The 24,383-nt window shown below is 49.2% G+C and carries 25 protein-coding genes and 1 pseudogene; 25 read left to right on the top strand and 1 reads right to left on the bottom strand.

Annotated features, from left to right (window positions below; translation table 11 throughout):
* Positions 1-289 precede the first annotated feature (289 nt).
* From AB1757_29850 to AB1757_29915, 14 genes are all read left to right on the top strand, one after another.
* The gene (locus AB1757_29850) at positions 290-841 is read left to right on the top strand and encodes a transcriptional regulator (GenBank protein ID MEW6131271.1); all 552 of its coding nucleotides are present in this window, start codon (positions 290-292) and stop codon (positions 839-841) included.
* Positions 842-912: 71 nt separating this feature from the next.
* Positions 913-1,509 carry a mobilome CxxCx(11)CxxC protein gene (locus AB1757_29855; protein ID MEW6131272.1) on the top strand — a complete coding sequence of 199 codons (597 nt, stop codon included), beginning with the start codon at positions 913-915 and terminating at the stop codon, positions 1,507-1,509.
* A 625-nt stretch (positions 1,510-2,134) separates the two neighbouring features.
* Positions 2,135-3,376: an IS110 family transposase gene (locus AB1757_29860; protein MEW6131273.1), complete on the top strand. Its 1,242-nt coding sequence runs from the start codon at positions 2,135-2,137 to the stop codon at positions 3,374-3,376.
* A gap of 56 nt (positions 3,377-3,432) precedes the next feature.
* On the top strand, positions 3,433-4,134 hold the full coding sequence (locus AB1757_29865) for a hypothetical protein (protein ID MEW6131274.1): 702 nt from the start codon (positions 3,433-3,435) through the stop codon (positions 4,132-4,134).
* Between the two features lie 208 nt (positions 4,135-4,342).
* Positions 4,343-5,083, top strand: coding sequence for a hypothetical protein (locus tag AB1757_29870; protein MEW6131275.1), 741 nt, complete (start codon positions 4,343-4,345; stop codon positions 5,081-5,083).
* A gap of 248 nt (positions 5,084-5,331) precedes the next feature.
* Positions 5,332-5,808: a hypothetical protein gene (locus AB1757_29875; protein MEW6131276.1), complete on the top strand. Its 477-nt coding sequence runs from the start codon at positions 5,332-5,334 to the stop codon at positions 5,806-5,808.
* 114 nt (positions 5,809-5,922) lie between these two features.
* Complete coding sequence (locus AB1757_29880) at positions 5,923-6,519, top strand: hypothetical protein (GenBank protein ID MEW6131277.1); 597 nt, start codon at positions 5,923-5,925, stop codon at positions 6,517-6,519.
* Positions 6,520-7,016: 497 nt separating this feature from the next.
* Positions 7,017-7,382 carry a hypothetical protein gene (locus AB1757_29885; protein MEW6131278.1) on the top strand — a complete coding sequence of 122 codons (366 nt, stop codon included), beginning with the start codon at positions 7,017-7,019 and terminating at the stop codon, positions 7,380-7,382.
* Positions 7,383-7,665: 283 nt separating this feature from the next.
* Positions 7,666-7,905 (top strand): AbrB/MazE/SpoVT family DNA-binding domain-containing protein, encoded by a 240-nt coding sequence (locus AB1757_29890; protein ID MEW6131279.1) that lies wholly within the window; start codon positions 7,666-7,668, stop codon positions 7,903-7,905.
* Positions 7,906-8,096: 191 nt separating this feature from the next.
* Positions 8,097-8,294: a type II toxin-antitoxin system death-on-curing family toxin gene (locus tag AB1757_29895; GenBank protein ID MEW6131280.1), complete on the top strand. Its 198-nt coding sequence runs from the start codon at positions 8,097-8,099 to the stop codon at positions 8,292-8,294.
* A 387-nt stretch (positions 8,295-8,681) separates the two neighbouring features.
* On the top strand, positions 8,682-10,007 hold the full coding sequence (locus AB1757_29900; protein ID MEW6131281.1) for an amidohydrolase family protein: 1,326 nt from the start codon (positions 8,682-8,684) through the stop codon (positions 10,005-10,007).
* A gap of 698 nt (positions 10,008-10,705) precedes the next feature.
* A complete protein-coding gene (locus AB1757_29905) occupies positions 10,706-11,755 on the top strand; it encodes a hypothetical protein (protein MEW6131282.1) in 1,050 nt (349 codons plus the stop codon).
* Positions 11,756-12,208: 453 nt separating this feature from the next.
* A complete protein-coding gene (locus AB1757_29910; protein ID MEW6131283.1) occupies positions 12,209-15,484 on the top strand; it encodes a CSLREA domain-containing protein in 3,276 nt (1,091 codons plus the stop codon).
* Between the two features lie 405 nt (positions 15,485-15,889).
* On the top strand, positions 15,890-16,321 hold the full coding sequence (locus AB1757_29915; protein MEW6131284.1) for a hypothetical protein: 432 nt from the start codon (positions 15,890-15,892) through the stop codon (positions 16,319-16,321).
* 162 nt (positions 16,322-16,483) lie between these two features.
* On the opposite strand, the gene AB1757_29920 is transcribed toward AB1757_29915, so the two are convergent.
* Entirely contained in the window at positions 16,484-16,708 is a 225-nt protein-coding gene (locus tag AB1757_29920; GenBank protein MEW6131285.1) for a hypothetical protein, read from the bottom strand.
* Between the two features lie 386 nt (positions 16,709-17,094).
* On the opposite strand from AB1757_29920, the gene AB1757_29925 reads away from it, so the two are divergent.
* The 11 genes and pseudogenes from AB1757_29925 to AB1757_29975 all read left to right on the top strand — a co-directional run bounded on the left by AB1757_29925 (position 17,095) and on the right by AB1757_29975 (position 24,369).
* The gene (locus AB1757_29925) at positions 17,095-17,235 is read left to right on the top strand and encodes a hypothetical protein (protein MEW6131286.1); all 141 of its coding nucleotides are present in this window, start codon (positions 17,095-17,097) and stop codon (positions 17,233-17,235) included.
* Positions 17,236-17,524: 289 nt separating this feature from the next.
* Complete coding sequence (locus AB1757_29930; GenBank protein ID MEW6131287.1) at positions 17,525-18,034, top strand: SgcJ/EcaC family oxidoreductase; 510 nt, start codon at positions 17,525-17,527, stop codon at positions 18,032-18,034.
* Between the two features lie 560 nt (positions 18,035-18,594).
* Positions 18,595-18,930: pseudogene (locus AB1757_29935) on the top strand (NAD(+)--rifampin ADP-ribosyltransferase).
* The gene (arr, locus tag AB1757_29940) at positions 18,922-19,326 is read left to right on the top strand and encodes an NAD(+)--rifampin ADP-ribosyltransferase (protein MEW6131288.1); all 405 of its coding nucleotides are present in this window, start codon (positions 18,922-18,924) and stop codon (positions 19,324-19,326) included. The pseudogene AB1757_29935 and the gene arr overlap by 9 nt, the downstream one beginning before the upstream one ends.
* A 260-nt stretch (positions 19,327-19,586) precedes the next feature.
* Positions 19,587-19,955 carry a hypothetical protein gene (locus tag AB1757_29945; GenBank protein MEW6131289.1) on the top strand — a complete coding sequence of 123 codons (369 nt, stop codon included), beginning with the start codon at positions 19,587-19,589 and terminating at the stop codon, positions 19,953-19,955.
* 253 nt (positions 19,956-20,208) lie between these two features.
* On the top strand, positions 20,209-20,820 hold the full coding sequence (locus tag AB1757_29950; GenBank protein ID MEW6131290.1) for a hypothetical protein: 612 nt from the start codon (positions 20,209-20,211) through the stop codon (positions 20,818-20,820).
* A 113-nt stretch (positions 20,821-20,933) separates the two neighbouring features.
* Positions 20,934-21,821, top strand: a complete 888-nt coding sequence (locus AB1757_29955; GenBank protein ID MEW6131291.1) for a class I SAM-dependent methyltransferase — start codon at positions 20,934-20,936, stop codon at positions 21,819-21,821.
* A 152-nt stretch (positions 21,822-21,973) separates the two neighbouring features.
* Positions 21,974-22,780 carry an alpha/beta hydrolase gene (locus AB1757_29960; protein ID MEW6131292.1) on the top strand — a complete coding sequence of 269 codons (807 nt, stop codon included), beginning with the start codon at positions 21,974-21,976 and terminating at the stop codon, positions 22,778-22,780.
* 132 nt (positions 22,781-22,912) lie between these two features.
* On the top strand, positions 22,913-23,455 hold the full coding sequence (locus AB1757_29965) for a hypothetical protein (protein ID MEW6131293.1): 543 nt from the start codon (positions 22,913-22,915) through the stop codon (positions 23,453-23,455).
* Positions 23,456-23,459: 4 nt separating this feature from the next.
* Positions 23,460-24,008 (top strand): phosphoglycerate mutase family protein, encoded by a 549-nt coding sequence (locus tag AB1757_29970; protein ID MEW6131294.1) that lies wholly within the window; start codon positions 23,460-23,462, stop codon positions 24,006-24,008.
* A gap of 130 nt (positions 24,009-24,138) precedes the next feature.
* On the top strand, positions 24,139-24,369 hold the full coding sequence (locus AB1757_29975) for a hypothetical protein (protein MEW6131295.1): 231 nt from the start codon (positions 24,139-24,141) through the stop codon (positions 24,367-24,369).
* Positions 24,370-24,383: the final 14 nt, after the last annotated feature.

A 24,383-nucleotide genomic window follows, 5' to 3' on the forward strand; every position in this document is an offset into this window, starting at 1 on the left:
TGAAGAAACGCGAGACCTATCAGGAACTCGGCGGCGATTATCTGGAGAGACGAAATCAGGAGCATAAGAGCAAGCGGTTAATCCGACAACTCGAAGCATTGGGTCTGACAGTGAGAATCGAGAAGCAAGAAGCCGCTTGACCTAAGAATTGCAGAAACGACTACAAAGAAAGTAAAGGTTGATAGCGAGCCGCAGATAACCTTTTATGGCTCGAGGGTGGTTTTTTGTCTCGCCCCTTGAAATCCAAACCTTTATTTTCATAGCAGGCGTCTAAGGAGAGTGGTTGTTTATGGACAGTTGGGAAGAAAAGTTTGACGAAGTCGTTGAGTTCAGACAGTCATTAACGAGCGAAACAGATCGTGGTTGTGCATTGATGGCAGCAGCCTATCTTGACTCGGAAATTGGAAAGCTGCTGGACAAATATTTTGTGAGTAACAATAAGGTTAAAGAAGAGATTCTTGGTAACTCACGGCCTTTAGGTACTTTCTCTGCAAAAATTGATATTGCTTATTTGCTCGGCTTCATTGGTCCAAAAGCTCATCGAGATTTACATTTAATACGCAAGATAAGAAATGATTTCGGGCATGTTCCTACTCCGATGGATTTCAACGATCAATCAATGGCAGCTAGATGCAGAGAGTTTTATCACGATGCATTCGATAACAGTATTCCTCCAAGGCAGAAATTCACCCGCGTTGTTTTGGGTGTGTTAGCCGTGTTGCATAGTGAACTTCTTCGGGCAAATACAATTGAGGAGTCAAAAGACTTGAACATTGACGATGAGACAAAAGAGCGGCATAGGAAATTGCTTAAAATTCTTGAGGGGAATGCCGACGCCTAACAACCGGTTCGACCGGAGCGTTAGGCAAGAAAATGTTGCCGCTTTGGTAAAATAAAAATAGAGAAATAAAAATGACAAATATCGAATTGGTTAATCGAATACAACAGCAAAAAATGAACGCACTTGCCGCAAAATACCTTCACGGTAAACGATTAAATAAACTCCACATTTTAAATTCTCTGGTTGATCTGCTCGCATTAGTGGTTCCTATCTTATATTTCGCTGTTCGCTATATTGCTAAAGATACATCTTGGATGAAGCCTGTTGAAATTATTTGGGAAATCTTAGCGGTCATTCTTTTATCCATCGTTGTTTGCAAACTTATTTTGAAATGGCAAGATAGCGCCGAAAAACATACAAAATTAATGGGAGACAATATAGGGTTCATAGCGCACATCAATTATCTTTTAACCCAGTACCAAAATAAAAATATTAACGACGACGCTCTTAGTGTCTTTCTGCTTTCTGCGGAACAAGATAAAGCTGATGCGGAAACTCTAACGGACGTAAAGGAATCAGAGCGACAAACAGCTTACAGAGAATCACTAAAACAAATCGAACCTGGCTCAGTCTCAACAGTCTGCCCAGTCTGCGGCGCGTCACCTTGGGCTTACAAATCCGGCAATTGTCAACTTTGTGGAAATACGCCAAAAGGAGAAAACAAATGAGTTCATCAGTAACCGATCTATTTACCACTTGGTTCAAAGGTCTCACCTCAGCGCAACAACAAGAAATAATGAATTATATTTACAGCAGAGGCGGTTCAGTAGCATTAAAAGGAATTTACGTTGGACCAGCTCCTTCGCAGAGCAACGTTTGTCCAACGTGCGGAAAGGCTTTTTAGCATTAGAAAAGTACGCAGGCAAAACATAACATGTCCGCAAAAAAATGAAGCCATTTACAGGTAGATTTGCGAGCTAATTGAATATTGGCGACTGCTATTGCAAGTAATAACAAGTAGTCAATTATCATCATAATAATCGAAAGAAGCCGAACTCACGTTGGACGCGAGCGCGAACCACCTGTTCGCATTCATCCAGTGTTATTCGCGCCGCGCTAACTTAGCGTTAGCCATCATGACGCGAGGCGTCGCCCTCGCGGATGAAAATGTGATCGAGCTTAGGTATGCTCTTTGCTGTCAGCGGCGTTAGCAGGTCGTCTCGCCTTGGTGCCTGCGAGCCCGTGCGTTAGCCTGACCGGAGAACCGCTTCCGGCACCTTCGACTGTTGCCTTGAGCACGCATAGCAGACTCTTTAGTCTTTGCGGTTCTCACGCCCTGACGCAAGGAGGTTGATGATGGAGATTCTCTACGCTTGCTGCTGCGGCATCGATATTCATGCCAAGACTGCCGTCGCCTGTCTGATCAAGGACGGCAAGAAACAGATTCGCACTTTCTCGACCATGACCGACGACCTGCTCACCTTGCTCGATTGGCTTGAGCAAGCCGGCTGTTCGCACGTCGCCATTGAGAGCACCGGCGTTTACTGGAAACCGGTCTTCAACATTCTCGAAGGGCGGATGGATGTTATCCTCACGAATGCGCGCGATGCCAAAGGCTTCAAGGCGCGCAAGACTGATGTGCTGGATGCCGAGTGGCTGGCTGACTTGCTGCGCCACGGCTTGCTCAAGCCGAGTTTCATTCCGCCGCGACACATTCGCGAGTTGCGCGAACTGACGCGCTATCGCGAAAGCTTGATTCGCCAGCAGACCGCACTCTCCAACCGCATCCAGAAACTGGCTGAGAGCGCCAACATCAAGCTCGCACAGGTAGCCAGTGATGCCTTGGGAGTGAGCGGCAAGCTGATGCTGCGAGCCTTGGCCGACGGCGAGACCGATGCCGAGCAGCTGAGTCACCTGGCCAAACGCAGTCTGAAGCGTAAGCAGCCTCAGTTGCAGCGCGCCCTGCAAGGCCGCTTAACCGAGGCACAGCGCTGGGTGTTGAGTGAACTGCTGGATCAGTATGAGCAAGTAGAGGCAGCGGTCAAACGCACCGAACAACGGATCGATGAGGAGGTGCAAGCATCGCCAGACCCTTTTGTAAGTGAAGCCATCGAGTTGCTGGACGGCATCGGCGGGATCAATGAGACGGTGGCGCGCATCGTGGTGGCGGAGATTGGCGTGGAAATGAGCCAATTCCCGAGCGCCAATCATCTAGCGAGTTGGGCGGGGATGTGTCCCGGCAATCATGAATCGGCGGGTAAGCGCAAGAGTGGCAAGACGGGCAAAGGGAGTCGCTATTTGCGAGCGGCGCTGGTGCAGGCAGCCTGGGCGGCGAGTCATCAGAAGGATAGTTACTTGGCGGCGCAGTATCGGAGGATGGTGAAGCGAATGGGAAAGAAGAAAGCGCTAGTGGCCGTGGCGCATTCGATCCTGGTGATCATCTATCATGTGTTGAAAGAACGAACGGAGTACAAGGATTTGGGAAGCGAGTATTTCGAGCGGCGGAATGTTGAAAAGCAGCGCAAGCGGTTGATCAAACAACTCGAATCACTGGGAGTGAAGGTGACGGTTGAAGAGGTGACAAAAGCTGCCTGATCAAACCTCAGCCGTTATTTTCATAGCAGGCAGACGTATTTCAACGAATATTGAACATGGCACGAAAAAGGTCAAGAAAAATAGCAGAGTGCGCTTACTGTGGCGAGATCAAAGAAATTACAAGGGATCACGTTATCCCTGTATGTCTATTCAAACTTCCTTACCCCAAGAATCTTATTACTGTTCCGGCTTGCCACGAATGTAATCATGCAAAATCAAAAAATGATGATTATTTGAGAGATTTAATTACAACCGATATATATGGAAATCAAAGTCCCATTGCTCGAGAGATTTTTGAGAATAAGGTTGTCCGATCATCTCAAAACAACAGATCTTTAATGGCTAGGGAGTTCTTATCAAAAGTGCGTATCGAGCCATTCCATACAAAAGGTGGCATCTACCTGGGAGATTTTCCTTCTGCGCCAGTTGATCCAGAGAAAATTAAGACAATCTTCGCGACAATAGTACGAGGGCTATTTTACGATCACCGTCGCCAAAGAATACCTGACAATTATGTGTTTGAGGTACTTCGTTATCACCCTTGGGACTTTAAAGATGTTTGGGAAAGCTTGGGGCAAATGCATCCAAATGGACCAAGAGTTTTAGAAGGCGTCTTTGGCTGCAAATATATTTCGGCTACAGAAGACCCGCCTACAACGCTTTGGCTATTGTGGTTTTACGGCACCTTTTTTATTTCTGTTTCGGCAATGAACCCAGAGTTGATTGAGGAAAGGACGGTGGATAAAAAACAGAAATGAATTTGTGACAAGATGGGGAGTGGCAAAGGATGGTTTCGTATCGGAGAGCCTTTCTGGCAAGAGGAGCTATACACTGAAAGAAGCAACAGCCTAACTCTGCGTTCGGCTGCAGCCGCAACTTGTGGGCTGCATGAAGCCACTGGGCTTGCGGCGCGGTCAACTCCGGGTTAGGTCGCCATGCTAGAGTTCAGTTTTAGAGGAAATGCTTGTGCGAATTAATATCAGCCTAATTGACTTCAAGCGTATACAAAGAGCTGGACCGGAAGCTATTTTGATGCTTCGGTTCGCAATAGCAGTTAATGATCTTATATCCGGCAATTACTTTTTGCGCACAGCAAAGGATTTGAAAGCTAACCCCAAGATGAGAGAGATGGGACGAGGACTTAGTCAATTCGCGATTAAGATACAGATTGGGCATCTTTGTGAAGCCCTGCTTTTGATTAGGAATTCTAATGATAAGGTTGAGCCGACTTTGGATACTCTACCCAAGCTAAAAAGGCAAATAAGGAGCTTATCACCAAGAGCGCAACAGTCTTATAGGCTATTACGCAGATCATTACCTGGAGGAAGAGATCACAACAAGTTCAAAACCTACGTAGAGAATTTTCGCAACCAAGTTTCATTTCATTATGATGCAGGCTATCGAGGACGAGGCAAGCTACGCGATGCACCAGTGGCGAAAGATGCGTTAGATCGGTTGGCGGAAGAATCTACTCCTGGCCGGATGGTATTAGGGCAAGATATTAACACCTGCCGCTTTTCATTTGCCGATGACGTAATGGATACTGCTGTATGCAGGCTAATTTGGGGTATAGACAAGAAGATTGCTGGTGAAGACCTACAAAAAGCAGCGGATAAAATTGCTGAGTGGATTAATATACGCGCAAAATCATTCGTCATCTTTGGTGGAGAGTTATGTCAACATTACTTTTCGCAAAAGCAGAGATAGGTATGCTGCTCAGTGAAAGGCGACCTAACAATTCTGTCAACCGGAGCGCACGAAGCGAATTTCAAAATGGTTCTACGAGTGTTCGGCGCGCTGGTTTCGCTTTTGCACGGAGCGCCGTAAAGCGAAGCGACACACTGGCGAAAGCAAACAGCCTAACTCTGCGTTGGACCGCAGCCGCAACTTTGGGGTTGCTTTGAATGAGTGGGTCTGCGGCGCGGTCAACTTCGCGTTAGCTGTCTGCGACAAGTATGGGACTATTTGATTACTTCATTCCCGATCCTGCAATAGAATGTCCTGCCTGCGACGGATTTCTCACAGGCTGGCAGGGCAAACATTCTGGGGATATGTGTCTGTTTGTGTGGCAACAAGGAACTGTTGCACCCATTGATCAAAAAGTTGACGCAGAAGTAAAAATCAGCGAACGGGCTCTGAGCGGAATGCGCGTAGAGCCAGAGTTTGATATTTACGGCGGTGAGTGTCAGCAATGCGGATTCAAATGGTGGGATAGTGCTTGGCGCGTACGATGTTGGACAGAAGGAGAAGTTTGGACACAAACGGAAATCGTCCCGACACCTTTGAAGGGAGAATTGGTTGCAGAGGGTTGGGTTATGTGCAAAGCATGTTTGAGTAGCTGGAAGGCGATAGGGGGTAAAGGTCTCTATCTATGCCGATCCTGTCAGAAGCTGGTACAGGTAGAAAACTCAAATCCTCCAAACGACAGCTAACAAGTCGTTCGACCGCAGCCGATACCAATGCTTCACATGAATCGCAGTGGGCTTCGGCGCGGTCAACTCCATCGTTAGGCGCTTCGTGGCAGAGTCGCGCTGATGAGAAAACAGATGAAAAAATTTTTCTTACTATCAATTATCTTATTTTTAAGCAGCACTTCTTATGCTCAGAATAAAATTGAGATTGCGCTTAAAAACGGCACTCAAGCTGAAATTCAAACCAAAGAACAGTTGCAGAAACTTTTGAAAACTTATGATTTATCGAAGTGGACGTTTACAAATTCAATCGTGATTGATGAGAAATCCATTCCGCACAGTCATCCGATATTGATATTGCACACAAGACATCTGAAAGATGATGAACTGCTGCTATCAACTTACGTTCACGAACAATTTCATTGGTTTTTAGTGCAAAAGGCTAAGGAAACTGACGAAGCCATCAAAGAGTTGCGCATGTTATTTCCAAAAGTGCCTGTGGGTTTTCCAGAAGGCGGACGCGATGAAGAATCCACTTACTTACATTTACTCGTTTGTTACCTAGAGTATCGAGCCGATAAGGAATTACTTGGCGAGTTGAAAGCTAAACAAGTGATGGATTTTTGGGCAACCGACCATTATACGTGGATAATTAAAACCGTCTTGGAGCGTCAGCGCGACATTTTCAACATAATGCTCAGGCACAAATTGATTCCGCCGAAACGCGCATAACAATTCAATGGACGTGAGAGCGAAACAGCGACTTTGTTATCACGCGGCTTTGTTACCCGTAGCTTGCGTGTATTCGGTTTCGCCCCACATCATCTCAATCGTTAGGCAAACGCACCGAACACGAGATAGGCTGCCAGAGCCAGTTTCAAGACGGCTGGCGAAATCACCGGGCAGCGCCGACCTTGTCTCAGGAATCGAGACCACTGGGCGGCGCGAGTCCTTGAGCTTCGCGCGAAATCGAGGCGAGCAGATGGCGCGAGGCAGAGAGCGGCGAGGTGAATTTGCTGAGAAAGAGATGAGCCTAACTCTGCATTCGACCGGAGCGCGCGTATCGGCGGCTCGCCTTCCCTTTCGGTGTTCAGCGCGCGCGGTCAACACGGACGTTAGGCAGAAGTTCACCAAACGTTTGCAAGACCTGTTGCTTCAATTTGAATCAATTGGTGGGAGCAGACGTTATTATGATGGTTAGAAAATCTGATTATTTGTGAGGTTTGATCATGGATAAAAAACGTCTCTCTTTAATCATAGTGGTAATGGCCATTTCTGCGCTGAGCGGTCTTTTGTCAGTGAAGATTTTCGCTACTCAGACGACTCAAACCACTTCGTCAACCCCGCAGCAGCCTCCTTTGAAAGCAGCGGTTCCAAGCGGACAGAAATGGGAGTATCGAGTGCTCAGTTATAACCTAAACTCCTTTGATCCAAATGTAAGCGCAGAAATCTTGCAGCGCGGCATTAATGCTCTTGCTGACCAAGGATTTGAGGTCGAAAGCCTAGAGCTGAATGCTCCAGTAGCAGGTAGTGATCGCCATCAAAATGGTGTCGCTGGTCAAGCAGTAGTTTTGTTAAAACGGGTTAGGAATTAATTTTTCAATTGAAGATTTCGTGAAATCTTCAATTGTACAAATAAATGTGGAGTAAGGCGTTGATAGCGCATCGCGCCGATTGCGCTTTTGGACAGTATGCTGCATCCAGCAGTGATACAGTTGAGGACGAGTGAGCCTAACTCGGCGTTCGACCGCAGCCGCGCCTCACGGATCATGGCTTGCCAATGCTATGCGGCGCGGTCAACTCCGCGTTAGACGGCATGAATCGCAGATTGTCTTTCAACAACTATAAAGTACAATAAGGAATGAAAGGAGTAACCCGATGTCGCGCAAACGTATTGAAACATCCAAAGATTTGGCTGCAATTTTACTTCCCCAAGAAGTGCTTGATCAATTAGGCATCAAGGCTGGCGATGAAGTTGATCTAGCCATCATTGATCGCACCTTGATCCTACGACCATTAGAGGAAGCCGAGCGGGTACTCAAGATTGAACAAGTAACGGACACTGTTTTTGAGCGCCGCAAAAGCGCCTACGAACAATTAGCAAAAGGTATTGAATAGAAGGCTCAACATTGATTTTTCTGCGCAAACAAGAAGCCCTTGATATTCAGAGAAGACTCATTGAAGGATTCGGAGGTTCACAGGGCTTACGCGACGAAGGGGCTTTGGAGTCTGCATTGGCAGCGGTTGAGAATCGGGCATTCTATGAGGAAGCTGATTTGGCAGTCTGTGCAGCGACTTAGGCTTACCATCTGACTCAAGCGCATGCATTTATTGATGGGAACAAGCGAGTAGCAGCAGCCGTGGCTGAAGTATTTATCGAACTCAATGGCGAAGAATTGAAAGCAACAAATGATGAAGTAGTAAAGTTGTTTTTGAGCATTGCGGCTGGCAAACTTACGCGCGATGAGGTTGAGGCATTCTTTATCGAACGTACAACCAATCTGTAGGCAGAATGACCTGCGAGGCCGTCTAACCAGCGATTGGACCGGAGCGCGAGCCCAACGGCTCTCATTCATCCAGTGTTTTTCGCGCCCGGTGAACGTGTTGTTAGGCTAACATGAGCCTGCGGCTCACCACCTCACATGAAAATGTGGTCGAGATGGAATATGATCTTTGCGGAAGATAGCCAGCAGCCAACTCATCAGCCCGGCTCACTGCGCCTGAAAGTGAGAACGCGCCGATGTAAGAGGCAAATGGCAAACCGAACAAAAAGCAAGGCCCAAGCAAATCGCTGGGCATTACTGATAAAGTCAGTGGCTCGAATGGGATATTGTGTCTCGTCACGCAAAAGCCACACCAGAATTTTCAGAGCAGGCATTCGCTAAGGAGTTTTGATGAGCAGACATTGCAAAATGATTTATCTCTTCCTCACGCTCTTCCTATTTTTTACCTATCCACGCGTATCAGCGCAGCAACCGCAGCCTCATCCCACACCCGCGCGTATGGCAATCAAGGCCGGAAGACTGCTTGATGTGCGTACCGGCAATGTCGCCACGAACGTTTTCATCATTGTCGAGAAAGATCGGATCGCGGGGCTCAGCAACTCCCAGCCAGCGGGGATCCCGGTCATTGACTTATCTAATCAGACCGTACTGCCCGGACTGATTAATTGCCATGTTCACTTGCTGCTGAACTGGAAAGATCAGTCTTCTGCTTCCGTCTTGCGCCTGTCTTCCGCGCAAGGCGCGTTGTGGGGCTTGCATAATGTGCAGACGTACTTGAATAAGGGATTCACCACTTTGCGCGACGCTGGGGAATATGATTCAGTCTACGGTCAGTTTGCGTTGCGCGACAGCATCAAATCCGGCTTGATTCAAGGGCCTCGCTTAGTCTGCGCCGGAAGCCTCGTTTCAGTGACGGGCGGTCATGGGGATGCCGATTCGCTCGCGCCTGATTACGCGTTGCCGCGGCGCGCGAACCTCGCCGATACGGTTGATGAAATCGGCGTGGTCGTGCGACGCGACCTGAAGTACGGCGCCGATTGGATCAAGTTGATCGCCACGGGCGGGGTGATGGATCCGTTCAGCGATTTCAATGTGCAGGAGTTGAGTGAAGAGCAAATGACCAAAGCGGTCGAGTTTGCGCATCGCGCGCATAGACGTGTGATGGCCCACGCCGAAGGCGCGGAAGGGATTAAAGCCGCCGCCCGGGCCGGAGTAGATTCCATTGAGCACGGGACAATCCTTGATGAAGAAGGCGCGGCGTTGCTGGCCAAGAAAGGCATTTGGCTCGTGCCAACGCTGAACACCTTCCAAATGAGCGTAGAGATGGGGCTGGCTAACGGGCAAGACCCGACCATGCTCGAAAAGGGCAAAGCGATCTTGAAATATCAGCAGCCTGCTTTTGCCTTGGCGCTCAAATATCATCTCAAGATCGCCTTCGGCGATGACGACGATCCTGATTTTGCGAGCAGAGAATTCAGCGCGCTGGTGCGAGGTGGGATGACTCCGTTTGAAGCCTTGCGAACGGCGACCATCAACGGCGCGGAACTGCTTGGATTGTCAGATCAGATCGGCACGATTGAGACTGGGATGTTCGCAGACATCATCGCTGTCAATGGCGACCCTTTACGGGACATCAAGGTCATGGATCAAGTCAGCTTCGTGATGAAGGGTGGCACCATCATCAAAAGGGAAACCGCCGCAGCCCGGGATAAGTAGCCGGCTGAAAGCTTATACATAACTGCCAAAACGCCTAACTCCAATTGCAGCGGAGCCGCCGCAACAGGGGCATTGATTACTTCCAATATCCCGGCGGCGGCCCGCTGAATGCCGCTGTTAGACGTGCCAGTCGATAGCGCCCAATAAACTATGCACGAATCGAAGAATAAAATGACAAACAATACCCATCTACAACCAGCGGGCAAGATTATGAAAAAACATGAGAATAAAGGAAGGAGGCAAATCTCTTGATGAGTACAAACGCGAAAACTAAACAAGAGTAGGGCAGGCTTCATTTTGAGTGCGGCCATCAACCTGAGTTTAAATCGAACTACTACGATCTGAAAACCAAAGAAGAATATTGGATTACCGGTTGCCGAAAGGATGGCGGCAATGCGTTATATAACACCGATGTCGAAATTGACGAGGACGCTCTCGAAGAATACTGGTTGAATATCCGAAAAGAGCCTGAGAAAAAGAATACCAAACGATTCCGTGCTCAAGGAAAGTATTGAATCAATTTTGGCAACGAAGAGAGCCTAACTTGCTGTTGCACCGTAGCCGGCGACTTGAATTTCATATGGATTCACCACTTCCCTGCGACGGCGCGGTCAACGCGGGCGTTCGGCGTCTTGCGAGTCTTTAAGAGATAGTGTTTGCCAATGGTCTAAGCTTTTAAGGGAGCCAAGTAAGAGTTTATGTTTCAAAAAATCCCCTGTACATTACTTATCTCTTTTGTAATCTGGTTGTCTTTTACATGGACGCGCGGACAAACCGCACGAGCCACACCGCTGCTTCAGAAGAATGAAGAAGTCTTAATGCCTTTAATAGACGAGGAGCGCTCATTAGATTCCCGCTCCATGGTTGCCAACCAGCCTGACTTTGTTGCTGACTTAGTCTTCTTCCGCAGCGAAACGGTCAGCGGAGGAGGGGGGGCAATGCGCCTGGCGCGCAAAGGCAACAGGTATCGGCAGGAGAGTCAATTCTGGATATTTGTCGGTGAGGCTAATCGTCCAGCCGCACGTCTATTCCCTGAGGCAAAAGCTTACGATGATTTAGAACCTGCAAGAGGTGAGTCCGCTGGTGGCTCTTGGCCGTTTAACCCCAAAACTCTCGCGCAAGAGCCAGGTATCGCATTTGAAGTTTTGGGGGCGGTAGAAATAGATGGACATAGATGCATCAAGATCAAAGCCAGGCGAAAAGGTAAGCCGGAGCAGATCTACCTCTATGCCGCGCGTGATCTTAAAAACCTGATCATCGTTGCTCGGATTATCAACCCGCCACGTAGCTTCATCCAAAGGTTAAACAATATCTCTTTGGAAGTGCCGGACAGCCTTGTCGAAATCCCGCCTGACTATAGGCCGATTGAGCATGACCGCTGGACGAAGGTTGAAGCCGCCAAGGTTACTTACAAAGGGCGGACATCTAATGATTACGGAGTCTTCCGTGCCCCCAGCGGAGAATTGTTCGTTTGGATAAAAGACGTAGGTTATCCCTGGCACTATCTTGTTCGACCCCATGAAGCCACTGTGGAAACAGCTTTCCAAGGTCTGCTGGTCACACGGGCGGGCAAATATATCTGGAAAACGAACGAGACAGAGGCGTTCAGCAAAACTTATTACCGCAATAGGAAACGTGAGAGTGATAAGCAGGAAGAAGGATCGCGAGTCATCGTAAAGCCGAACTCAGTAAAGTTTCGCTCTATCGATTACGACAAAGATAAGGCAATGATAGAAGTCAGTTGGTAAGAGCAACGCTGTAAGTTGCTCACGATGCCACTCACAGAAATAGGGAAATGAGCTTGAACGGGTATCGCCGCCAAACAACCCGTTGCACCAAAGCCGCCGAAGCGTGGTTCACCTGATTAGAAGCAAAGCTTCACCCCGGCGGACAAAAATTAGTGTGCTGTATTTGAATCAAGAGGCTAAACCAGAAATCAAGACATTGGCACACTTGATGTTGAAAAAATGCCGATAAACAGGGCTTATTCTTAATGTGTCGTGTACTAAGCTTCTGCATTCCGGTTTAGCACTAATTTCCAGAGCAGCCACTCATGAAGCGTGGCTTCGCCACGATCAATGAGAATACGGGGTTTCAGGAAATTCAACAACTTAGCGGCTTATTCTCATAGTAGGCAGGCAAACACTCCGTAATATAAAATCGGTTTCCTTAAGTTTCAAGCAACTAAAAAGAGGAGATAAATGAGAAAATACTTTTTCACACTGGTTTTGCTATCAGGGATAAGCTGCTTACCCCTTTGTATCAACATTTGGTTGGATAAAACAGTGTTCTCACAACAGGATATCGCAAACACCACAACACCCGGTCGGATTACTGTCCACGCAACCAATCACGGTAATCCGACAATCAATCTTTACGATGGCGTTGAATTGTCAGCAGATTACAGCCAAGCAACCAACCTGCAACAACTCCTCAAACAAGGCACCTCTCAGCCCTGCGCGCTCAACTCGGCTGACTTCAATGAAGATGGTGTGCCGGATTTGATCGTAGGGTATGCTCAATCTAAAGGCGGCATCTTGTCCCTATATCCAGGCAATATAGATTCGATTTATCCGAACAGTTCCGAAGCACAACAGCGCAAAGCCACGGGACAGTTCGACAATGCAGCTTTCCTACCCTCTGCTCGTTTGTTTGAGCTTGACCAGGTGCCGGACTTTTTGGCGGCAGGTGATTTCGATGCCGACGGTCACTGGGATATTGTAGCCGCAATGCGTGGGAGTCGTTCGCTTTTTTTCCTGCCGGGAGACGGCAAAGGGAGTTTTGGGGCAGCTAGACGCATAAAACTTCCGGCAGCAGCGACAGCGCTTTTGAGCGGAGAAATTAATCGTCCAGACGGATTGGCGGATATAGTAATTGGGGTAACATCAGATACTGACTCGAAGGTTATGGTCTATGAAAGTCCAGAAGGGGCGATGAACGCTAAACCTGAAATCTTTTCATTCGATAGCGAAATCACTGGACTGGCGCTGGGTCAATTCGATGAGCAATACGAAATGGATTTGGCAATTGCGGCAGGCAGTGAACTGGCAGTTGTGCATGGGCGTGATCGGCGATTGTCGCTTGACGCAAACCAACAGGCAGAAGTAGCGCACGCTACAATTGATCGCCACTCATTTGCGTTCAAGATCAAGTCTATCGCGGCTGGCGATTTCATCGGAAACCAGAAGGCAGAGATTGCGATGCTCTCATCTGACGGAACGGGGTTCTTGTTTGACATCACACAGGCACAAAATAACCAAGGCAACGTGAGCCGGAAGAGAAAAGCTGAATTGACAGCTATTCAAGCCATCGGCAAGTGGAAAGGGGCTATCGGATTGCTTTGCGCGCACATTTCAAGCGGTTCGGCTGATGACCTTCTGGTGCTAGATCGAGCGAGTCGCCAACTGCACATCCTGACGAGCGGCAATTCTGGCGCGACTGCGCTCTCATTATCCTCATCACTGCGTGCCGACACTTTGCTTGATGTCGAAGGCGAACCAGTAGCTGCGCTTCCAATGCGGCTGAATGGCGATGCGCTCAGCGATCTTGTCATCCTGCAAACAGGCAGCATTGCCCCAGCTATCGTAAAGACTGCGGCTGCAATGACTTTTACAGTCAACAAAACAGATGACCATGATGATGGCGTGTGCGACAGCGGCGACTGCACGCTGCGAGAAGCCATCAATACAGCAAACCTGAATCCCGGTGCGGATGTCATTGCCTTTGCCATCAATTCAGGCGTACAAACTATAACCCTTTCAACAGACTTGCCCATCATTACTGATCCTGTGACCATTGATGGAACCACGCAGCCAGGATTTGTGGGTTCTCCGATTATCGAGATAAATGGAACCAACGCTCGGAACCGGGCTGGCTTCTCTATCACCGGAGGCAATAGTGTGATGCGCGGTTTCGTACTCAATCGCTTCAACACGGCGGCTATCGGGTTGGGAACAAGCGGATACAATCGCATTGAAGGCAATTATATTGGAACCGATATCAATGGCACTACAAGAATGTTTAACGGCATAGGGGTGAGTATTTTTAGGGTATCAAATAATGTAGTCGGCGGAACGACTTCAGTGACCCGTAACGTGATATCCGGAAATGCAGGGAATGGCATCGAAATATTTAACGATGGTGCTGATGCCAACCTTATACAAGGTAATTATATTGGCACGAATGCGGCTGGCGCTACAGGTCTTAGCAACACTGGAGAAGCTGGTGTGCTTATTGGGGGTAATCGTAACAACCAAGTAGGCGGAACCGCACCGGGAGCTGGCAATGTCATTTCAGGAAATGGTCGTTATGGTATTGAACTAGGCGGTTTTGGCGGACATTTAGTGCAAGGCAATTTGATTGGCACGAACGCTGCTGGCACGAGTGCCATACCCAATAGTGAAGCTGGTATACATATCTTAAATGCGCCAAACCTAACCATAGGTGGAACTATCATCGGAGCGCGCAATATCATATCGGGGAATATTTCCTGCGGCATTAAAATAACTGAAACCGGGTCGCGTGGGAATTTGATACAAGGTAACTATATTGGCACAGCAATTGACGGAATCACGCCGTTGCCAAATTGCACCTTTACCGCAGGAAATTCTATAGGTGGCATTTTCATTTCTCGAGGCTCAGATAATACAGTTGGCGGAGTTGTCAGTGGGGCTGGAAACATTATCGCCTTCAATGGTGTTGTCGGGGTGATAGTGATAAATGATCCCGGCTTTGTCAATAATACCGGCAACACGATTCGGAAAAACTCTATTTTCTCCAACAACGGTCCGGGAATTGATCTAACCCCATTTGGAGTGACAACCAATGATGCTTGCGATGTTGATACCGGAGCAAACAACTTGCAAAATTTCCCTGTGCTGACTTCCGCCACCTCTAACGGGATCACCACCACCATACAAGGCACGCTCAATAGCACAGCCAGCACTACATTCACCCTTGAGTTTTTTGCCAACGATAATTGTGATTCTTCAGGTTTTGGCGAAGGGCAAACTTTTATTGGTTCGGCAACAGTAACCACCGATGGCGATTGCAATGCGAGTTTCAATGTTACTCTTCCGGCTGCCGTTCACGCAGGTCAAGTGATTACCGCAACAGCGATTGACCCGGCAGGCAACACCTCTGAATTCTCGCAGTGCGCGCCTGTAAGCCAGGGTTCATCTTTTACCCTCTGCCTGCAGGATGATAGCAACGGCAATGTGCTGCTGGTCAATTCAACAACCGGCGACTATCTGTTCACCAATTGTAACGGCGTGATCTTCAGCGGCATAGGCGCAATAATCAGCAGAGGCTGCACAGTCACGTTGCAACATTATGCTGCTGATCGAAGAGTGCTAGCCCAAATAGACACCTGCGCGAAGCGAGGCACGGCGTCAATTCAATGGTTATCACAAGCAACAACCTTCAGTATTATAGACAGGAGTACGACCAATAACACCTGTGCTTGTCCAACTGAGTAAAGTTTGAAACGGTCTAACAAAATGCTTAACTGGAACGCGGAACCACCGATTCTTAAACTGAATCGAGACGTTTGGCAGTGTAAAACGCCTTGACTTGAAAACCGCTACGAGAGCCAGTTTCACAGCGGAACTCGAAACGGATCGCCAGCGTGAGACTTCGCGTCACTGGATCAATGAATCACCCGCGTGTGCAGGCGCTGTTGCTCGAAATGAATCAACCGAGCAAGCCTCGAAGAGGTTCGCCGGCGGAAGGCTGATGCTGGAAAGCTCAGTAAGTATGTGGCTCAAGCCAGACGCCTAACTCTTGTTGCAGCGTAGCCGCTGACTCGCATTTCGTATGGTTGGCACACTTCCCGGCGGCGGCATGGTGAATGCGGCGTTAGTCCCATAACAGAGAGGTATGTGATGCAAAAAGCACTTCGAGTCTTGATCGTGATCGCAATAGTTTTATCTTTAGTTCAAGTCTTTGATCTTGTAGTGGAACTTCTACGGGCAAAAGATCCCGAGGCGCAATCTTATTCAGCGGGGTTGGCCAACCGTGCGCTAACCGGATGGCTTGTCTATTGGCCTAGTGGACTCATCCTTTTCCTGATTGGTCTATTCTCTCGCAGAAAATTTCTCTTGCTTGGCAATTCCCTTGCTATAGGTGGTGCCTACCTGATGATGCTGGGCAATAATGGCGGACTATGGTCTGTAGGTCACGAGGTTTGGCGATTGCAGACTTCTGCACTTACTCTTATCATTTTGGTGGTGACAGCAATCCGCATGGAAGAGCACCAGACAGAATCCCCATTAATGGAGAGCAGAATAACGCCGGCTCTAGAGGAGGAATCTTAAAGCAGAAGTTTATGATCAAAATCAGAGCGGGCATAACAACGACCTGCGCGGGAGCCGCCGCCGCGCAATGCTTATGGTTACTCGTTGTGCCTTCGGCGCCCCGGTGATGTCGAGCGTTGGCGCTTGCGCGTGACCGTGACAGATTGAGGTATTATGACAAAATCAAGAATCGGACTCCTGTGGTTTGTTGCGGCGATCTTGTTCTTCGTGGCTGCGATGATCAGTGCCGAGAACCGCGCCGTGTATATAGCTCTGGGGGTGGTTTTCCTCACTCTCGGAATCAGCTTCAATAGGAAGAAAAGGGAGAAGTGAAGAATGCTTTGTGAAAATCTCAACAGCGCCTAACCATTCATTTGACCAGAGCGCGACCCCAGCTTTCTCATACATTCGAGACTTTGCGCGCTCGCTGAACACCAATGCCATTAAGTTAAGACTGGGAGCGCGGACGTCCACGTCCGCATTCTCCCACCAGTGGACGTGGACGTCCGCGCTCCCGGTAAGTAATTCTCCTTAACTTAATGGCATTGCCGCTGAACACCAGCGTTAGCTCGCTGCGGCGTCAGCCACAATGAAAGATAATGCTGAATTGATAGGAGATCGACATGAATAAGAATCTTTGGATATTCCTTCTGCTCATTATTGCAACAACGATAGCGTCGTTGAGTCTAGGCGGATTCCTACAATGCCAATCAGCCCAGGCGCAGTAAACTCCAGTTGGAAACAATGCTAACCGACTGAAATGGGAATACTGTGCCATCGTTGATTCTGTGGGTATGGACGATGCCAACAAAAAGCCGGCTGTCGGATTTGTCAAAATTGGTTACTTTGAAGAGACCGGCTATCGCGAAGAGACGATCAAGGCACAGGGCGAAATCACAGGAGTTCAGCCGAACGAGGTCTATGAAAAAGCCTGACAGAAGGCGCTGGCGGTTGCGATTGCCCGACTGGGAGTCCAGGGATGGGAAATGGTGGGAGAATCGCCCGTCGGGAAACGCTTTGCCTCTGACGATAGAGAACGGCAAGGGTTATATTTTAAGCGCCCGAAGTAAAGAGTTCTTACTAGAGACGCGATCTAACCCGTCGTTGGACCGGGGCGCGCGAACAACGATTCGCCTGGATTCCAGTATTCGTCAGACACCCGGTCAACTCCATCGTTATGCCGCAAGAGTGTGACGGGTTTCAGCATTTATGGGGGAATGATAGATGACACGAACTCCAATAATAAAACTTCTTCCAGTTTCAATCGTCGGCTTGCTTATTTGTTACGCCGTACCAGGAAATGCCCAGAGCCGCATTAGCCGCGAGGATGAAGAAGCCATTAAGAAAGTCATCGCGGGCACAACCGAAGCCTTCAATAAGCACGATGCTAAAGCCTTCGTGCAGTTTTATACCCCGGATGCCGAATTGGTCACTGTACGAGGGGAGCGGATGAAAGGCGCAGCCGAAATCGAAAAAGGTCTGTCAGCCCTCTTCGCAACCAGAGCGACAGCCGCAACGCTCAAGCCGCTGGATGTCTCTATAAGATTCATCAAGCCGGATGTGGCTGTTGCCCAGGTGACCAACGAAATGAGCGGGGTGATAAATGCTGAAGGGGAGAAAATGCCGCCGCACAAGGAGTTGAGCATTCGAGTGTTGGTGAAGCAGAGCAGAACATGGCGCATCACCGCCTTTCATAACACTATAATAAGCTCGTCTCAATCTCCTGCGCGTTAGGGGCAAAATCAGTGGAGGCATGGTTGCGATTATCGGCTTTAATTCTAATACTGGTCTGCTGTGGCTTTACTCAGAAGGAGCGCGACTGTAAGTGTATTCCGGCTAAATCAAACGAAACCACATATTGGGGTGGCAATGAGCGAATCGCTTACAAGGAAGAGGCTATCTTAAAATCCCTTAATGGAATACAACCCATATTCTTGTCACCATTAATCCGAGGAACCGAAAAAGCGCACGAAAGCAGATAGAGATTAGAATGAGTCTGGGGACTTAACCAAAATTTGATAAGCGCCATGTTTTCCGAGAGGCGGCTAGTACATTGGAAACTAAGTTAGTTGATATTCCGTTAGCGTTCAGAGTTACGCATTATTCAGTGAGTATTTGACCAATGCTCTGTTTTTTGAGCCAAGCAACTGAGAGTCAAAGGGGAGCCTAATTACACATTGCAGCGGAACGCAAGATGTGGGGTTTAAATAATTGGCTCTGGCAACCATACTTCGTATCAACGCGCCGGCGGATATTCGGCATTAGCACTCATCAAAGATTAGGAGAATACAGGCATGAACAAAAGCATTCTTGGCACTACCGATGGTCTTGGGAATAAGCGGTTCTACCATGGCACACGGGCGGAGTTGAAGCCAGGAGACCTGATTGATTCCGGCAATCCTCCGGACGCTGGTGAGCGGGACAGGATGGCAAGCTATGTCTGCCTGACTCCCATTCTGGACGAAGCCATTTGGGAGGCGGAACTCGCTGTCGGCGAAGGCTCTGGCCGAGTCTACATCGTGGAGCCTATCGGCCAGATTGGAGAGGTTGCAGACCTGACAGACCGGCAGTCTCCGGGGCATCCAGCGATGTCTTTTTATTCCCGCGAGCCGTTGCGGGTCATGGGCGAGGTCACGGAGTGGTCTCTTTACCACGGCACGCGGGCTGACCTGAAGCCGGGCGACCTGATTGAGCCTGGCTATAGCTCTAACTATGGCAAAAGGACAAAGGCATCCTACGTCTATCTGACCCGCACTTTGGATGCAGCCATCTGGGGAGCGGAGCTAGCCGTCGGTGAAGGTCATGGGAGAATTTACATCGTGGAGCCGACCGGACCCATTGAAGATGACCCCGATCTGACGGATAAAAGGTTTCGCGGTAATCCGACAAAGGCATTCCGCTCCAGTGAGCCTCTACGGGTTACGGGCGAGATCAAGGATTGGCAGGGACACTCCCCTGAAACGCTCAAAGCCATGAAGGACCACCTCGAACACCTTGAGCGACTCGGTATTGAAGCTAATCAATGAGTGAACGAATGCCACGACTAACGAACCCGCGGATGAATTAGCCGGACGCAGGTGATTGATTTAGGTGACAGCACCAGGTCAGGAAATCTTAAACTGCTGGACAGGGTGTGGGAACGAGTATTTTTCAATATCGGCGTCAACGGTAATCCTGCCTTTAAGCTGCGTCGAAATGATAGGACGCTCAACCAGCGGGACAGCAGACGGTGAACGCGAAAGCGGCTCCCGGAGCCAGTTACACGCCGTTTGCCAGAGCAACGATAATGAATCAAGACCTCACGCCAACAAAAGAGCTTGTAGAAGAGAAAGTTCATGAGATGTTCTCACGGCACAAGCGGGCACCCGCGTTTAGCATCAGGGGTTTCAATCAGAGAGACCCTGATACGCTAGGTCAAGCGCGGGTTCAACTCGCTGTATTGAAATTGCGTGAAGGCGATCTCGATAGTTTGAGTGAGTATGCAAGAATCGCAAGAATTGACTATCGAGAGGTGTTGGCATGGGCAGAATATCCAAATGCAATGAAGCATCCGAATTTGATAGAACTCGACGAAGAGAGCCGACGAAGAGTACAGAGCGAAGATCGTCAACAATATCTCGATTGGCTGTTCAGTACACCAGAGACCAACGAATGAGCCTAACACGACGTTCGACCGCAGCCGCCGTATCACTCGCCTCCCTTCCTCGCCGCTGAACGCAGGCGTTGGGCGGCTAACAGGCTACAGGAGGTAATATATGAAAATCGTGATGCCCAACGTTGGGCGCTTGCGGCAGGCAGGGACCAACGAAAATACTAATCAACATTTTTTAACTTGGCAGAGTAGTCTTATATGGATGTAGTTACAGGTAGTAAATCATTCGGTTTTATAGGTAGTACGGAGGTGCCCCATGTTGAGATATAAGCGTGTGCTCGTCCTGCTAATGGTCTACATCATCCCGATTCCGCGAGCCGAAGGACAATCCTCAAAAACTGACGCAAAGCCCTTCATTACTTTCGGAATCTTCATCGGAAGAATAGAGGAAGGGGCGCGAATATTTACCCCGGTTAGATTGCTCCCTTTCGAGCACCCGGAATCGCAGAACCATCAGTTCCCTAACGCCCTGCAATTACACGAACGGGAATACGAGTGTCTCATATTCGTAGGAGAGAAAGTCGGGCTAAAACTTGGCACCACACTACAGCGCTACCCGCAACAGCCAACGCCAAAATGGAGCTATTCGGAATTTGAGATGCCCCCTTTGCAGGAGGTGAAAAGCGCAAGAATCAAAAGATTGAAAGCTTCGAGAAGTCCGATTCCCGGTTTGCGGGCGGTTGTCTATAGGGACAGATTTGCGATCTGCTTCATCGTTGACACGCGGCATTTAACGCTCAGGCAGCGGAACATGGGAAGGGCAACGAGCATGGGCTTGGATATGAGCCGGAGCCGATTTCTGGAAGGGCTGGCGAGGGCAAATGCCCACATACCAGAAAAAGGAACATGGATACTTATCTTTGATTAAGGCGAGGCGCGGGTTGAAAGCGTCGCGCCTGACAAGCAGGCGGAACGGAGCACGGCAGCGAAGTTCTTAACGGTGAGCCGTCGCCCGCTCACCCGGAGTGTTAGGCGCTCGGAATGAGCGCGACTGCCTGGCAAGCTTATAAACCTATTCGCGAGTTGAAAGAAATGACGCGTGATGTTGACAGACTTTCCGCTCAGCAATTACAAGATACTCGCCAACTGTGGTGGGATGATCACTTTTCCCAGTTTCTTTGGAGCCGCTTGCAACAGCATCAAATGCAATTATTACTGGATGCGGGCTGCGGGGTTGGCACTTTCTTTCAGCGGATGGTTCCCTTTTTCAGTGAGCGCACAAATTTCTTAGGTGTTGATATTGATGATGCGAGATTACAAATCGCATCTCAACAGGCTAAAGATTACGCATACCTGGCGCGACTGCATCTACTGGCAAGTGATCTTTGTAGCCTGCCGCTTAAAAATGAATGCATAGATGCGGCAATAACCGTCTTGACGCTACAGCACATTGAACAACCGGAACTGGCAATTGCTGAACTATGGCGAGTAACCAGACGAGAAGGCGTAGTGGTTTGTGTCGAGCCGGATAATCTCCGCCAGTGTATATCATTGCCACGCCATCATAGAGAATTCCAAGAAGCACAGGCGGGATTCTGGTCTGAGGTGAGGGCGCATTACTTGCCACGAGACATTGCCCTGGGACTGAGATTGCCGCTGCTTTTGACTGAAAACGGTTATCGTGTGCAGGCTACGGACGGTTATTTGATTACTCACGTCAATCGAGAAAGCCCTCAATCCTTTACTGAGCGCAGCAAGAAGGCGTTCCTGGGTATGGGTGAGAAGTATGAATTAGCCCCTGAATCAGCAGTTATGCAGCGACTCTTAGAAGCAATCGCCGGATTAGAGAGGGAATACCTGGGCTTTGATGATTTCTACACCATAGCTACCATTCCGTTATTCTTAGCAGAAGGGGTAAAGAATCGGTAAGCTATCAACCGCGCTTACCAACGGCATGCTTCAGAGTGCGCGAAGGAAACCTTAGATGAATCGCGAGTCGGTTCGCGCGCCCGCTGAGGCAAAGCGTTAGACTGCTGTTTACAAGCATGGTTTGATCGGCTCAGTGATTGAAGGAGAGCAAATTGGAAATGTATGATGATGACCTCAGCAGATTTGAAGCGGAGGGTGCCGCGCCTTTACCCATCCCGGATGAACAAGGTTACGTCGAAAATGAAGGGGCGCGCATCTGGTACGCCAGTTACGGCTCCGGCGCGCCGGTGATTCTCTTGCACGGTGGACTTGGCAATAGTGACAATTGGGGGTATCAAGTTTCTGCGCTGGTCAGTGCCGGCTACCGGGTCGTATTGATTGACAGCCGAGGTCACGGTCGCAGCACACGTGACGCGCGCCCTTACCGCTATGAACTGATGGCATCTGACGTTTCAACTGTGATGAGGGGATTGCAGCTTGCAAAGTCCAGCCTGGTTGGCTGGAGCGATGGTGCCTGCACAGCCCTGGTTCTGGCGTCGCAAGCCCCGACCCAAGTTGCAGGCGTGTTTTTCTTTGGCTGCAATATGGATCCGAGCGGCATTAAGGAATTTGTATGTACCCCGATTATCGAACGTTGCCTCAACCGGCATAAGCAAGATTACGCACGGCTCTCGACCACACCGGATCAATTCGATAGTTTGCGCGAGGCGGTCACTCTCATGCAAAGAACGCAACCGAATTATTCAATGCGTGACCTGGCAGAGATAAACGTATCGGTGGCGATTGTGCATAGCGAGCAGGATGAATTCATCAAGCGCGAACACGCCGAATATCTCGCCCGCAGCATTCCAACCGCCGAATTTGTCAATCTACGCGGAGTGAGCCATTTCGCGCCGCTTCAAAGGCCCGAGCTATTCAACAACGCGATACTGGCATTTCTCCCCACAGTGCTCAAGTGAAGCAAAATGTGCGCAAACCAGGTAATGGCTGTGTGCCAGGCGACCCGATACCGCGTGCAGCCGACTGATGCGCCGATAGAATAAAGCAGTTAGGTTTGGGAGCAATGCTCAACAGAATACGGATGTGGTTGTATGAAAACCCGATCCAAACCAAAACCCAAAAGAATGGTTGCTAGCGATCCTATTGCAGACTCCATAACTGCATCGCCAGCCAATTCTATACCGAGTGCCGTCGCAGGTTCGGAAACCGTCGCATCTGACACCGCGCTATATCGTGAATTGTATTTCACCATATGGAAAGCGGAACATGACCATACAAAGACCCGATGGACGGTAACCACATTTTTTATAGGGATCAGTTTCGCGCTGTTCGGGGTATCTATCCGTGGCGAGAAAAGCATCGTGCCATTCTGGGTTGGTATCATTGCCGCACTGGTAATCTATTGGTTCGCATTTGTTGTCTTTCTGCGGTTCAATGAATATACACGACTAATGCGCGCTTACCTTCGCCAACTGGAAGACAGCGGCAAAATCGCTTTAAGTTTTCAATCTCAGACTGACGAAAAGATGAGAGGGAAACGGAAATGGCTGCGCTCGGCTTCAACCTTGCTATTCACTTTTGGCGTTCTATACACGGCGCTTGGGCTGGTGGTCGGATATTGGTTCAGAGGATAACATCATGGCCATTTTTCTTGCCTTTCGACACGCGGCTGAGGAGGGCGTCCAGCCTGATGAGATAGAAGCCGCGTGCACGCTCGCCAGAATTATCGTTGCTCCCGTCGCCGTGGTAATAAGTGCTGAGCCATTAACCCAGGAAACCGGTCAGATGTTGGCAAAGGCGCTTGAACTGCCGTTAGTGACAGAAAAGGGATTGGGTCCCAGGCTCATTGCTCCCCGATTTGCAACCAGAGATAGATTCTTAGAAGTTGCAGAAGAGGTCTGGCGTAAGCCAAATGAAACGATTTGGGGTGAGGAATCCAATACCGACGCCCAAGCGCGGCTGATTCGAGCATTATTTGCGCTGCTTATTACCTACTCTGCCAGAGATCTTATTTTGGTTACGCATGGTTCTGCACTTGCGCTACTTGCCAATCAGGTGAACGCCAATTTCCATTTTGAATTCTGGTCTTCGCTTCATGCGCTGGATGCAGTTGCCTTTGAAATAGCTTATGATGGGGCGGAAGTCGCTCTCATTAATGCGACCGTGTACCCCATGCGCCGCGCCTAACCAGGCGCGAAGCAAATTTCACGTGGGTTCCGAAGTATCACGCGCAGGCTCGTTGACACGCAATGGCATTGACCTTGACACTGAGCGTCAGGCGCTCTCGCGTTGGGGTTTCTTTACACAGGAGAAGCTTATGGCAGGCGGAATAAATGCAGCTATCGTGCCCTGTATGAAATGCGTTGGGCGAGCCATCAGAACTTACGAAGGGATGGAAAATGATTGGTATAAATGCAGTGAATGCGGCAATGAATTCGGTATAGATTGGTCACACGGCGGACCGCCATCAAAACCCTGCTGGCCACTTTCTGAAGAAGCAGAAAAAGCGGCGCGCAGAATAATCGAGTTGATTAATAAGAGAGGTTAGCCGCGCGGCGAAAA

The organism is Acidobacteriota bacterium, from assembly GCA_040754075.1.
In the GTDB taxonomy this organism is placed as follows: Bacteria; Acidobacteriota; Blastocatellia; order UBA7656; family UBA7656; genus JBFMDH01.